At 71.4% G+C, this 12,839-nt stretch carries 12 protein-coding genes; 8 read left to right on the plus strand and 4 right to left on the minus strand.

The annotated features are described in order from the left end of the window. Positions 1 to 208: 208 nt before the first annotated feature. The 4 genes from recF to dnaA all read right to left on the minus strand — a co-directional run bounded on the left by recF (position 209) and on the right by dnaA (position 6,067). A complete protein-coding gene (recF, locus tag AB0I76_RS01650) occupies positions 209 to 1,342 on the minus strand; it encodes a DNA replication/repair protein RecF (RefSeq protein WP_357028341.1) in 1,134 nt (377 codons plus the stop codon). Positions 1,343 to 1,358: 16 nt separating this feature from the next. Beyond that, positions 1,359 to 2,231, minus strand: coding sequence for a phosphogluconate dehydrogenase (NAD(+)-dependent, decarboxylating) (gene gnd / locus AB0I76_RS01655; protein ID WP_357028344.1), 873 nt, complete (start codon positions 2,229 to 2,231; stop codon positions 1,359 to 1,361). Positions 2,232 to 2,271: 40 nt separating this feature from the next. Beyond that, positions 2,272 to 3,405 (minus strand): DNA polymerase III subunit beta, encoded by a 1,134-nt coding sequence (gene dnaN / locus AB0I76_RS01660; protein ID WP_357028347.1) that lies wholly within the window; start codon positions 3,403 to 3,405, stop codon positions 2,272 to 2,274. An 805-nt stretch (positions 3,406 to 4,210) separates the two neighbouring features. After that, entirely contained in the window at positions 4,211 to 6,067 is a 1,857-nt protein-coding gene (gene dnaA, locus AB0I76_RS01665) for a chromosomal replication initiator protein DnaA (protein WP_357028350.1), read from the minus strand. Between the two features lie 636 nt (positions 6,068 to 6,703). On the opposite strand from dnaA, the gene rpmH reads away from it, so the two are divergent. The 8 genes from rpmH to AB0I76_RS01705 all read left to right on the plus strand — a co-directional run bounded on the left by rpmH (position 6,704) and on the right by AB0I76_RS01705 (position 12,831). Next, positions 6,704 to 6,841, plus strand: a complete 138-nt coding sequence (gene rpmH / locus AB0I76_RS01670; RefSeq protein ID WP_091061882.1) for a 50S ribosomal protein L34 — start codon at positions 6,704 to 6,706, stop codon at positions 6,839 to 6,841. A gap of 34 nt (positions 6,842 to 6,875) precedes the next feature. Then, on the plus strand, positions 6,876 to 7,283 hold the full coding sequence (rnpA, locus tag AB0I76_RS01675; protein WP_357028353.1) for a ribonuclease P protein component: 408 nt from the start codon (positions 6,876 to 6,878) through the stop codon (positions 7,281 to 7,283). Between the two features lie 44 nt (positions 7,284 to 7,327). Beyond that, positions 7,328 to 7,567, plus strand: a complete 240-nt coding sequence (gene yidD, locus AB0I76_RS01680; protein ID WP_207228049.1) for a membrane protein insertion efficiency factor YidD — start codon at positions 7,328 to 7,330, stop codon at positions 7,565 to 7,567. After that, on the plus strand, positions 7,568 to 8,554 hold the full coding sequence (yidC, locus tag AB0I76_RS01685) for a membrane protein insertase YidC (protein WP_357028356.1): 987 nt from the start codon (positions 7,568 to 7,570) through the stop codon (positions 8,552 to 8,554). 210 nt (positions 8,555 to 8,764) lie between these two features. Next, a complete protein-coding gene (locus AB0I76_RS01690; protein WP_357028359.1) occupies positions 8,765 to 9,379 on the plus strand; it encodes a R3H domain-containing nucleic acid-binding protein in 615 nt (204 codons plus the stop codon). 151 nt (positions 9,380 to 9,530) lie between these two features. Beyond that, positions 9,531 to 10,229, plus strand: a complete 699-nt coding sequence (gene rsmG, locus AB0I76_RS01695; protein WP_357028440.1) for a 16S rRNA (guanine(527)-N(7))-methyltransferase RsmG — start codon at positions 9,531 to 9,533, stop codon at positions 10,227 to 10,229. A gap of 265 nt (positions 10,230 to 10,494) precedes the next feature. Further along, positions 10,495 to 11,781: an AAA family ATPase gene (locus tag AB0I76_RS01700; protein ID WP_357028362.1), complete on the plus strand. Its 1,287-nt coding sequence runs from the start codon at positions 10,495 to 10,497 to the stop codon at positions 11,779 to 11,781. A gap of 27 nt (positions 11,782 to 11,808) precedes the next feature. Further along, complete coding sequence (locus tag AB0I76_RS01705) at positions 11,809 to 12,831, plus strand: ParB/RepB/Spo0J family partition protein (protein WP_357028365.1); 1,023 nt, start codon at positions 11,809 to 11,811, stop codon at positions 12,829 to 12,831. Positions 12,832 to 12,839 lie beyond the last annotated feature (8 nt).

The following is a 12,839-nucleotide window of genomic DNA, read 5'->3' on the forward strand; positions in this document are numbered from 1 at the left end:
CAGCTGTGGCCCGGACCCGCCCTCCGCCGGCCCGTCGCCCCCGTCCCCGCCGGGTGCGGCGTCCGCGCCGGTACCGGCCGTCCGTGACGCACGGCCCGTCGTCCCGCCGGCTCCCGAGGAGGTACGCGCACCGCGCCCCGCGCCCCCGGCCACGCGGCCCCGACCGGGCGAGGAGTCCGGGTCCCCCGCGCCGCCGGGGCGCTCCGACTCATCCGACACGGCGCACCGTCCCCTCACCGACCGCGTACCGGGCACCCCGCAGGCGGGTCGGCACGTCCTCGTCGACCGCGCAGGTGACGAGCAGTTGACTGGCTCCGCCGACCAGGTCGGCGAGACGTTCCCGGCGGCCGGCGTCCAGCTCGGCGAACACGTCGTCGAGCACCAGCACCGGCTCGATGCCGTCGGCGCGCAGCAGGTCGTACCCGGCCAGCCGCAGGGCCAGCGCGTACGACCAGGACTCGCCGTGGCTCGCGTACCCCTTGGCGGGCAGCGGGCCGAGCGTGAGGGTGAGGTCGTCGCGGTGCGGACCGACCAGGGTGGTGCCCCGCTCGACCTCGGACGAGCGGGCCTCGGCCAGCGCGGCGGTGAGCGCCTCGGCCAGCGCGGCCCGGTCGGTGGTCGGCTCGGTCAGCTCCACCGAGGGCCGGTAGGTGATCCCCGCCGCGCCCCTGCCGGCGGCCACCGCGTCGTAGGCCTTCGTCACGTGCGGGCCGAGCGCGGCGACCAGCTCCAGCCGGCCGGCGAGCAGCTCGGCGCCGTGCCGGGCGAGGTGGGTGTCCCACACCGCCAGGGTGGACAGGTCACCGCCGCGCGAGCCGCCGGTCTTGCGGGCCAGGTACGCGGTGCGCAGTAGGGCGTTGCGCTGCTTGACCACCCGCTCGTAGTCGGCGCGCACCCCGGCGTACCGGGGCTGGCGGCTGACCAGGAGGTCGTCGAGGTAGCGGCGACGCTCGGCGGGGTCGCCGCGGACGAGCTCCAGGTCCTCGGGTGCGAACAGCACCAGCCGCAGGGCACCGAGCACGTCGCGGGCCCGGCGGGCGGGAGACCGCCCCAGCCGGGCCCGGTTGGCCTTGCCGGGGACGATCTCCAGCTCCACCAGGAGTTCCCGGCCCTCGTGCACCACCGCGCAGCGGATCACCGCGGAGGTGGCGCCCATCCGCACCAGCGGGGCGTCGGTGGCGACCCGGTGCGAGTCCAGGGTCGCCACGTAGCCCAGCGCCTCGACGAGGTTCGTCTTGCCGACACCGTTGGGGCCGGTCAGGACGTTCGCCCCCGGCTCCAGGTCCACGGCGACCCGCTCGTACGAGCGGAAGTCGACCAGTTCGAGCCGGCGGACGTACACAGGCTGTGGATACCGGTCAGCGCTTGTGGACAGCGTGCCCGCCGAACTGCTGGCGCAGCGCGGCCACGGCCTTCATCGCCGGCGAGTCGTCCTGGCGGGAGGCGAACCGGGCGAAGAGGGAGGCGGTGATGACGTTGAGCGGCACGGCGAGCCGAACGGCCTCGTCGACGGTCCACCGGCCTTCGCCGGTGTCCTCGGTGTAGCCGCTCAGCTCGGCCAGCTCCGGGTCCTCGTCGAGGGCCAGGTCGAGCAGGTCGAGCAGCCAGGAGCGGACCACGGTGCCCTCGCGCCACGACTTGAAGACGCCCGGGACGTTGGTGACCAGCTCGGACTTGGCGAGCAGCTCGTAACCCTCGGCGTAGGCGTGCATCAGGCCGTACTCGATGCCGTTGTGCACCATCTTGGCGTAGTGGCCGGCACCCACCGGGCCGGCGTGGACGAAGCCGAACTCACCGGCCGGCTTCAGCGCCTCGAAGATCGGCATCAGCCGCTCGACGTGCTCCTGCGCGCCGCCGACCATGAGCGCGTAACCGTTCTGCCGGCCCCAGACGCCGCCGGACACGCCGACGTCGAGGTAACCGATGCCCTGCTCGTTGAGGCGCTCGGCGCGGGGGGCGTCGTCGCTGAAGCGCGAGTTGCCGCCGTCGATGATGATGTCGCCGGCGCCGAGCACGCCGGCCAGCTCGTCGATGGTGGCGTCGGTGACGCCGGCGGGGACCATGACCCAGACGGCCCGCGGCGACTCCAGCTTCTCCGCCAGCTCCGCCAGGCTGGCCACGTCGCTGACCTGAGCGTTGTGGTCGAAGCCGACGACTTCGTGCCCGGCGGCGCGCAACCGCTCGCGCATGTTGCCGCCCATCCGGCCGAGCCCTACCAGGCCGAGCTGCATCTGTCCCTACCTCCGTGCGTTCGGGTCTACTCGGGCGCGATCAGCGGGAGACGCGGATCGGCATGATGAGGTACCGGTACCCGGGGAGGACCTCGCCATCCTCGCCAGCGGGTGAAATCACCGCCGGCTTGAAGGCATCGACGAACTGGAGCACGGCGAACTGGGCCCCCAGGTTCGCGAGGCCGTCGATCAGGTACTGCGGGTTGAAGCCGATCGTCAGTGGGTCACCGGTGAAGGTGGCCTCCATGGCCTCGCTGGCGCGCGCCTCCTCGGTGCCACCGGCCTCGACCACCAGGCCGTCGGCGCTGAAGCTGAGCAGCACCGGGGTGGCCCGCTCGGCCACCAGGGCGACCCGCTTGACGACCTCGATCAGCGTGCTGACCGGCACCCGCGCCTCGGCGTTGTGGGTGGCGGGGAAGAGTGAGCGCACCGGCGGGTAGTTGGCGCCGTCGAGCAGCCGGCTGGTGGTGCGGCGGGTGCCACCGGCGAAGCCGATCATGCCCTCGCCGGCACCGCCCTGGGACAGCGCCATGGTGACGTGGCCGCCGATCGGGCCGAGCGCCTTGGCGGTGTCGTTCAGGGTCCGGGCCGGCACGAGGGCGTTGAGGCTGATCTCCGGGTCGTCCGGGTTCCACTCCATCTCGCGCAGGGCGAGCCGGTAGCGGTCGGTGGCGAGCATGGCCATCGTGCTGCCGGAGAGTTCGATGCGGACACCGGTCATCATCGGCAGCGTCTCGTCCCGCCCGGCGGCGATCGCGACCTGGGCGACGGCGGCGGCGAAGGCGGCGGCGTCGATGGTGCCGGCGCTCTCCGGCATGTCGGGCAGGGACGGGTAGTCCTCCACCGGCATGGTCGGCAGGGTGAAGCGCGCGCTGCCGCAGACCAGTTCGAGGTGGGCGCCGACCGCGGCGATGTCGACCGGCTTGGCCGGCAGCGCCTTGGTGATCTCGGCCAGCAGCCGGCCGGAGACGAGGGCGGCGCCGTCGGCGTCACCCTGCACCTCGACGCTGACCTGGCTGGAAACCTCGTAGTCGAAGCCGGAGACCTGGAGGTTGCCGTCGGTGACGCGCAGCATCACGCCGGCGAGCACCGGTACGGATGGCCGGTTGGGCAGGCTCTTCGCGGTCCAGGCCACGGCCTCGGCGAGCGCGTCACGCTCTACTCGGAACTTCATCAATGCCTCCGCGTCGACGTCAGCGACAACTCTCTCATGCCGACCGCTGCCTACCGTCCCGCCTGACCGGCGGGTACCCATCGCACCTTAGGGCGCGTGGGCATCGGCTGTGCGCCCGACCCCGTGGATCCAGGTGCCGGGGCGACCGCCGACGGCGGTGTCCGGCCCGATCCACAGGAAGTCCAACGGTGGTGATTGGTTTTTGTTCTTCTTAGAAGAGATAACCCATCGTCTTCATCGCACCTGTGCAAACTGTGGAGAACCGACGTCTGCGCAGGTCAGACAGGTTATCCACCGGTGGTTTCCCTGTGGAGAACCGGGGGTACAACTCGTGCCCCGGTCCACAGCCCGCCGTCGTCCCCAGGCTGTCCACCGTTGTCCACCGGTTGTCCACCGGTAATCCACCGACTTTCTCCCCAGGTCTGTGGACACGTGGAAGCGGCTCAATGACCGTCATCCCCAGAACCTTCAACAGCTTGCCCACAGGCAGACCGTCGTCGGTGGACAACGGCGTGGTTGTCCCCAGGCGTCCACAGCTTCGTCCCCAGGGTTTCTCCACAACCTGTGGGTAACTGTCGGGGGGGCGGACCGTAGTTGTCCACCGGTTGTGGACAACGAGTTGTGGACAACGACTCGGACGGTGGACGGACACGGCCTCGATCCTGTGGCCTACACCATGTCGAGGGTCAAGCCGCAGGGCTGTGGAGAACCGTTGGGCGGCCGTTCCGGGTACCCCCGACGGGTCCGCAGACGCCGAACGCCCGGCCGGTCGTCCGGCCGGGCGTCGTTCGTCACGGTGGTCCGCTCAGGTGGTCTGCTTGATCCGGTTGGTGAGTTCCGCGATCTGGTTGTAGAGCGACCGGCGCTCGGCCATCTGCTGGCGGATCTTCCGGTCGGCGTGCATGACGGTGGTGTGGTCCCGGCCGCCGAAGGCCTGGCCGATCCGGGGCAGCGACAGGTCGGTCAGCTCGCGGCACAGGTACATGGCCACCTGGCGGGCGTTGACGAGCACCCGGGACCGGGAGTGGCCGCGCAGGTCCTCCAGGCTCACGCCGAAGTACTCGGAGGTGGAGACCATGATCTGGTCAGCGGTGATCTCCGGGCCGGCGCCGTCCGGGATGAAGTCCCGCAGCACCTCCTCCGCCAGCGACAGCTCGACGGTGGACCGGGTGAGACTGGCGAACGCGGTCACCCGGATGAGGGCGCCCTCCAGTTCCCGGATCGAGTTCGACACCCGCGAGGCGATGAACTCCAGCACGTCCGGCGGGGCGTACAGCCGCTCCTGCGCCGCCTTCTTCTGCAGGATCGCGATCCGGGTCTCCAGGTCCGGCGGCTGGATGTCGGCCAGCAGGCCCCACTCGAACCGGGTCCGCAGCCGGTCCTCCAGCGTCGCCAGCTGCTTCGGCGACCGGTCGGAGGTGATCACGATCTGCTTGTTGGCGTTGTGCAGGGTGTTGAAGGTGTGGAAGAACTCCTCCTGGGTCCGCTCCCGGTTCTCCAGGAACTGGATGTCGTCGATCAGGAGGATGTCGACGTCCCGGTAGCGGCGCTGGAACGCGCTGATCTTGTCGTCCCGCAGCGAGTTGATGAAGTCGTTCGTGAACTCCTCGGTCGACACGTACCGCACCGAGCGGGCGTTGCCCAACGTCGTCGCGTAGTGACCGATGGCGTGCAGCAGGTGGGTCTTGCCCAGACCGGAGCTGCCGTAGATGAAGAGCGGGTTGTACGCCTTCGCCGGCGACTCGGCGACCGCCACGCTCGCCGCGTGCGCGAACCGGTTCGACGAGCCGATGACGAACGTCTCGAACATGTACTTCGGGTTGAGCCGGTTGCCGCCACCGTCGGCGCCCGCCCGGCGGTCGTCCCGACCGCCCGGCCGGTGATCCGCGCCACCCCGGCCCGGGCCGCTGTCCGTAGCACCGTCGCGGGGCAGGGCCCGGATCACGTGCTGGTCCCGGGGGGACACCGAATCCTCGCGGTAGCGGGCGTCGAAGCCCCGGCTCTCGCCGAGCGGCGGGTCCAGGCGGGCGGCCGGCTCCTCGAGGTCCCGCCGATCCGGGCCACGCCGACCGGCGGGCCGGTCCGGTCGCGGGGGTTCGGCGAAGGCGGTGCTGAACAGCGGCTCCTGACCGCCCCGGCCGCCCGGGTCCGGCCGGTGCCCGTCGTCACGTGCGTGCGGGATCTCCGGCGCGTGGTCGGCCCGACGCTCGGGCTGAGCCTGCTCCGGGATCAGAGGAAGCTGTTGCCGGCCGTCGCCGGTGTCCGGCCGCTCGTCGAAGGACTTCGCTCCTGGACCCGCGGCGTAGTCGACCGGCCCGCCGGCGTAGTCGACCGGTCCGCTCTCGGGCGCCGGCTCGGGGGCACTGCGGTAGACGGTGCCGGCCGGGCGGCCGGAGCCGTCCTCCGCCACGCGCACGGTGACCGCCACCTGTATCGGCCGGCCCAGCCGGCGGGTCAACGCCTCGGTGATCGCCGGACGCAGTCGCGACTCGATGACGTCGCGCGTGAACGCGTCCGGGACGGAGAGCAGAGCGGTGTCCTCGACGATGGCGCGCAGCCGGGTCAACCGGAGGTACGCCCGCTGTTGCGCGGAGATGATCTCGTCGGCGAGCTCGTCGGTCGTCGCCGTCCACACCTCGGCAAGGTCGGTCGTACCGGCCACCGTCGTGCCACCCCCTCGCCTCTGCTCCCGGACGCCGCCCGTCTTCCCGGTCGGCCGTCCCGGGCCCGCCGCGTTGGAGCGGGTGGAACATCACCCCACCCGGACGGCTGACCGGTCCTCGTCCACAAGTTATCCACAGCCTGTGTACGCACCGATTGTGGCTGCCCGCCTGACGCGGGTCGGACCTGCCCCCTGCCTGAACGGGCGCTGAAGCGGGTTCACCGTGCCGAACGATCCACTGCCCTGTCCGGTCTTGCCCCGTCGGCGAAGACCGCACCCGTCGACGCCGACCGCAATCGGGCACGGTAGCAGCGTTGTCACCGCACCATCAACCGCCGACGCGCAGGCGCCCTTGTCGGCATCAGCGAAAACGGCCGCTTCGGTCGTGCCGCCGGTCCGATGTTCGACCTGGTGGGAGTGTTTGACGGTCGTTGCACCCCTGCGTAGGCTGGAGCGGCTGCTCTCTCGCCCTCTGCTAGGGTGATGGATGCTTGCTGTCCGCGGTCGCGTCCCCGCCTCACCGAGGTCTCGCGTCGCCGGGCAGCACCGATCGGGGGCCACCGCCGAGGTGGCCTGGACCACCACACGACCCCGGCGAGCCCCTCGCCCGGGGCGTACGAAAACGGAGAGCCTGACGTGAGCAAGCGCACCTACCAGCCGAACAACCGCCGGCGCGCGAAGACCCACGGCTTCCGGCTGCGCATGCGCACCCGTGCCGGCCGCGCCATCCTCTCGACCCGTCGCGCCAAGGGTCGCACCCGCCTGGCGGCCTGAGGCCGACCGGGCAGATCCGGGGACGTGGGCAGTCGTGCTGGCGGCCGCGCAACGCCTGCGGCGCAGCACTGACTTCGCCGCAGCGGTCCGTGGTGGCCGACGCGTCGGCCGTGGCGCGGTCGTCGTCCATCTGACCCTGCCTGCGGTACCCGGCCAGCCAGACCTGTCGGAGCCGGCGCGGAGTGACGTGGAGCAAGCCTCCGCGTCCAGCCGCGCCGGCTTCGTCGTGTCCAAGGCCGTCGGGAACGCGGTGGTCCGCAACCGGGTCCGCCGTCGACTGCGGCATCTGGTCCGGGAGCGGCTCACCGAGCTGCCCGCCGGCAGCACCCTCGTCGTCCGTGCCCTGCCCGCCGCGGCGGACGCGCCGTACGCCCGGCTCGAGGGTGACCTCGACGCGGCGCTCGCCGCTGCTCGGACGCCCCGGGGACGGCGGTCGCGGTGAGCGCGCCGCACGAGGTTCCGCCCCCGGTGACAACCGGTGCCCGGGTGCTGACCGGCCCCATCATCGCGTACCGTCGGTGGATAAGTCCGGCTCTGCCGGCCCGCTGTCGGTTCTACCCGTCGTGCAGTGCGTACGCCCTCGAGGCGGTGGCCCGCCACGGCGCGTTCCGGGGAGCCGGCCTGACGGTCCGGCGGTTGTTGCGCTGCCACCCCTTCCACCCAGGTGGATTCGACCCGGTGCCGGAGCCGGGCGGTCGCCGCCGTGCCGATGTGACTGGAGCCTGAGTGTTTAGTCTCGACTGGATCTACTACGCGATTTCGTGGATCCTGCTGGCCTGGCATGGGGCCTGGGACCGCATCGGGGTGCCGGACGGCGCGGTGCTCGGGACGAACTGGGCGTGGATCCTCGCCATCATCTTCCTGGTGGTCACCGTCCGGGTGATCCTGTTCCCGGTCTTCGTCAAGCAGATCAAGTCGCAGCGGGCGATGCAGGCGCTCCAGCCGCAGGTGAAGGCCCTGCAGGAGAAGCACAAGGGTGACCGGGAGACGCTCCAGAAGGAGATGATGGAGCTCTACCGGAAGGAAAAGGCCAACCCGCTCATGGGCTGCCTTCCGATGTTCCTCCAGATCCCGGTCTTCCTGGGCCTCTTCCACGTGCTCCGCCGGCTCGACCCGGCGAAGGAGAACAAGACCCTCTACGGCTGGACGGTCGACCAGTTCAACAGCGCCTCGCAGGCGAAGATCTTCACCGCGCCGATCGCCGGCAAGTTCGGCTCCACCGCCGAGGAACTGGCGCGACTCGACGCCGACGGCACCACGGTGAAGGTCATGGCCGGCATCCTGGTGCTGGTCATGATGGGCACCACCTACCTGACCAGCCGCCAGATGATCCTCAAGACCGGCTGGGCCGAGGACCCGCAGCAGCGGATGATCCAGCGCCTGATGCTCTACGGCATCCCCCTGTCGCTGCTGATCTCCGGCGCGATCTTCCCGATCGGTGTGATCATCTACTGGGTCACGAACAACCTCTTCACGCTCGCCCAGCAGCAGTGGGTGCTGCGCAAGTTCCCACCGCCGCCGAGCGTTACCGCCAAGTCCGGCACCTCGGCCCGCACCCCGGTCCAGCCCGCCAAGACCGGCGGTCTGCTCAGCCGCAACAAGCAGGCCGCCCAGGTGCCGGCCAAGCCGGTCGCGCCGAAGGTCGCCGGGCCGAAGCCGGGCGCCAAGCCGGTCAACCCGAAGAAGGGTCGACCCGCCAAGCGGCAGGGCTGACCCTCCGGGCCGTCGTCGGGTGACCGGCGGCGGCCCGTTCCGCACCGCGCTGCCGCCGTACGGCCGGCGCCGGGGCGGAACCACCGCGCGCGACGCGGACACGGGCGAAACTGCCCGTACAGACGTGCCCGTGGGCACCGGTGACCTCCCGCCGGCCACGGGAGACCAGCGGACCCGACGGTCCGGCCGAGCGACTACGGAGATGACACCGTGACCGACACCAGCACCCCCCGCGCCGACGACTCCCTGGACGCCGAGGAGACCGAGGCGATCGGGGCGACCGTGGCGACCGGCGACGACGACGCCGACGCCGACGAGACCGAGGAGACCGGCACCACCGGCACGGAGAAGAAGGCCGCCGGCGAGAGCGAGCTGTTCCGGCAGAGCGAGATCGCGGCCGACTACGTCGAGGGGCTGCTCGACATCCTCGACTACGACGGCGACATCGACGAGCTGGTCTCCGGTGGTCGTCCGGTCGTCGAGGTGGTCGGCGCGCGGCTGCAGAACCTGGTCGGTCAGCGCGGTGCGACCCTGGAGGCCCTTCAGGAGCTGGCGCGTCTCGCCGTCTTCCGGCAGACCGGCTCCCCGAGCCGGCTGCTGCTCGACGTCGGCGGCTACCGGGCCACCCGCCGCAAGGAGTTGGCCGCCGTCGCGCGCAACGCCGTCGAGAAGGTCAAGGAGCACGGCGAGCCCGTCCGCCTGGAGCCGATGTCCGCGTTCGAGCGCAAGTGCGTGCACGACGTGGTGAACGCGATGAGCGGCGTGGAGAGCGAGTCCGAGGGCGTCGAGCCGAACCGGCGCATCATCGTCCGGCCGGCGGACTGACCGGGTGACCCACGACGACACCACGGCCGGTGCCGTGGCCGGCCCGGGCGGCACGCCGTCCGGGCCGTCGCCTGTCCGTGCCTCCTCCGACGAGGAAACGGCCGCGCCGGCCCGCACACCGTCCCCGGAGGACGCCGTCCTCCCGCCCGACCTGGCCGAGGCCGCGCGCACGCTCTTCGGCGACCGGCTGGACCTGGCCGCCGCGTACGCGGAACTGCTCGCCACCGACGGAGTGGTGCGTGGCCTGATCGGTCCGCGGGAGGCTCCCCGGATCTGGGACCGGCACCTGCTCAACTGTGCGGCCGTGGCGGAACGGATTCCGCAGGGCGCGACCGTGCTCGACGTCGGGTCGGGCGCGGGCCTGCCCGGCCTGGTGCTCGCGATCGCCCGTCCCGATCTGACGGTGACTCTCATCGAACCGCTGGCCCGTCGTACCTCCTTCCTCATCGAGACGGTGGAGCGGCTGGGCCTGGCAAAGATGGTCCGGGTGTTCCGGGGCCGTGCGGACGAGGCGGCCACCGGTGCGAGCGGTGCCGCCCCGCTGACCGGGGACGTCGTCACCGCCCGTGCGGTCGCACCCTTGGATCGGCTCTCGACCTGGTGCCTGCCGCTGGCCGTCCGCGGTGGACGGTTGATCGCGCTCAAGGGCGCTTCGGTGGCCGAGGAGATCGCGGAGCACGCTGGCACGGTGACGCGGCTCGGCGGCGGTACGCCGGAGATCCACCGCTGCGGCGAGGGCATCATCGACCCACCCACGACCGTCGTCGAGATCGTGCGGGAACGCATGGTCGGGCCGGTGCGGCCCAAGGCGCCGAAGCGCTCGCGTGGCGGGCGGTCCCGGCGCCGCTGACGTCTGCACCTCGTTTGCCCTGTCCTGCCCCACCCCTGAGTCGTTGAATCGGTACGGGGGTGGAACGAAGGATGAGAGCCCGACGTGGACCGGCCACGCCCGTGCGCCGTAGGCTGGCCGCGCGTCGATAGTGTGGAGCGGGCGGCGACGGACGTTCATCGGATCCCGCCCGCTCCCGCCGGGCCGTACGCTCGTCAGGCGCGAGCGCACATGCGTCCGGTTGACGGGGTGCGGACCGACCATCCGAAGCGGGCAGGGATGACAGGTGCATGACGACGGCAGGTACGACGATCCACGCGTGACCGGATCAGCGAGCGATCCTGTTTCACGTGAAACCGACCACCCGAGTTGGCCGCGCGAGGTGCCGGGCGACGTGTCGACCCGGCCGGCGGACTGCGATCCGGTGGTTCGCCGGGAGCCGCCGGCAACCGGCGTGGCGCGGGCCGTCTCCGGCTCGACACCGGCGCCCGCCGTCCGGAACGCGCCCGACGACGGCGGGGTGGTCCCTGCTCGTTCAGAAGTGGCCGTACCGCACCAGCCGACGCCCGCCGGCGTACCGGACGCGGCGCCCGGCCCGGTGCCCGTGACCGACACAACCACGACCCCACCCGGTTCCTACGGGCGTGTCGCAACCGAGGACGCGTACGTTTCACGTGAAACCCCGACGCGCGAAGAGGATGATCCACCGTTGGCTATGGAGGCGATGCGCGCCGTGCAGATCCTGAATCCGAGTGGCGAGGTGACGATGCCTCGGCCCGAGCGGACGCGGGTGATGTGCGTCGCGAACCAGAAGGGCGGAGTGGGCAAGACCACCACGACGGTGAACCTGGCAGTGGCGTTGGCTCTGCACGGCAACCGTGTACTGGTGGTCGACCTGGACCCTCAGGGCAACGCCTCCACGGGGCTGAACGTCCCGCACCACACCGGCGTGCCGGACGTCTACGACTGCCTCATCAACAGTGAGCCGCTGGAGGAGGTGGCCCAGGCGGTAGAAGGCATCCCGAACCTCTGGTGCGTGCCGGCCACCATCGACCTCGCCGGCGCGGAGATCGAGCTGGTCTCGGTGGTCGCCCGCGAGTCCCGGCTCTCCCGCGCGATCACCGGCTACCCGGGGCACTTCGACTACGTCTTCATCGACTGCCCGCCCTCGCTCGGCCTGCTGACGGTCAACGCTCTCGTGGCCGCGCAGGAGGTGCTGATCCCCATCCAGTGCGAGTACTACGCGCTGGAGGGCCTGAACCAGCTCATCAGCAACATCAACCTGGTCCGGCAGCACCTCAACCCGCGACTCGAGGTGTCCACGATCCTGCTCACCATGTACGACCGGCGGACCCGCCTGGCGGACGCCGTCGAGCAGGACGTCCGGAACCACTTCGGCGACAAGGTCCTCCAGGCGGTCATACCCCGCAACGTCCGGGTGTCCGAGGCACCCAGCTACGGCCAGTCGGTGATGACCTACGATCCCGGTTCGCGGGGTGCCACGAGTTACTTCGAGGCCGCGCAGGAGATCGCCGAGCGGGGCGTCAAGGAGCCGGTGGGCCGGAATGCGTAGTGGGGACGAGGCGCGGGGAGGCGTGGCATGAAGAACCGTCCACGGGGCGGTCTGGGGCGGGGCCTGGGGGCTCTCATCCCGACCGGACCGCCACCGACCGCCGGCACCGGCGTGGTCGACACCGCCGACGGGCCTGCTTTCGACACGTCGGCCTCGCCGACCCCGGCGACGCCCGCTCCGGACGTGTCCGCGACCGCGGTCGCCGTCGGCAGCGGCCTGAGCCCGGTTCCCGGTGCGCGGTTCGCCGAGATCCCGGTCGACTCGATCGTGCCGAATCCGAAGCAGCCCCGGCAGGTCTTCGACGAGGACGCCCTGGAGGAGCTCAAGACCTCCATTCAGGAGGTCGGCTTCCTCCAGCCGATCGTCGTCCGCCAGCTCGACGACGAGAAGTTCGAACTCGTCATGGGCGAGCGGCGCTGGCGGGCCGCCCAGGCGGTCGGGCGGGAGAACATCCCGGCGATCGTCCGGGACACCCGCGACGACGCCATGCTGCGGGACGCGCTCCTGGAGAACATCCACCGGGCCAACCTGAACCCGCTGGAGGAGGCCGCCGCGTACCAGCAACTGCTGGACGAGTTCGGCGCCACCCATGAGGAACTGGCCCGACGGATCGGCCGGAGCCGGCCGCAGATCTCCAACACCATCCGGTTGCTCAACCTGCCCCCGCAGGTGCAGCGGCGGGTCGCTGCGGGCGTGCTCTCCGCCGGCCACGCCCGGGCCCTCCTGAGCCTCGACGAGTCGGACGCCCAGGAGCAGTTGGCCCTCCGCATCGTCGCGGAAGGACTCTCGGTACGGGCGACCGAGGAGATCGTGGCCCTGTCGCTGAGCGACGGCTCGTCGAAGAAGGAGGCGGCTCGGCGGCGACCGAAGCCGCATGCTCCCGCGCTCACCGACCTCGCCGACCGGCTCTCCGACCGGTTCGACACCCGGGTCAAGGTGGACATCGGCCGGAGCAAGGGGAAGATCACGATTGAGTTCGCCACGGTCGACGACCTGGAGCGGATCGTCGGCATCATCGGAGTCGAGCAGGAGGAGTCCGCGGAGGAGTGACGCCCTCG

This window comes from Micromonospora sp. NPDC049799 (assembly GCF_040656655.1).
In the GTDB taxonomy this organism is placed as follows: Bacteria; Actinomycetota; Actinomycetes; order Mycobacteriales; family Micromonosporaceae; genus Micromonospora.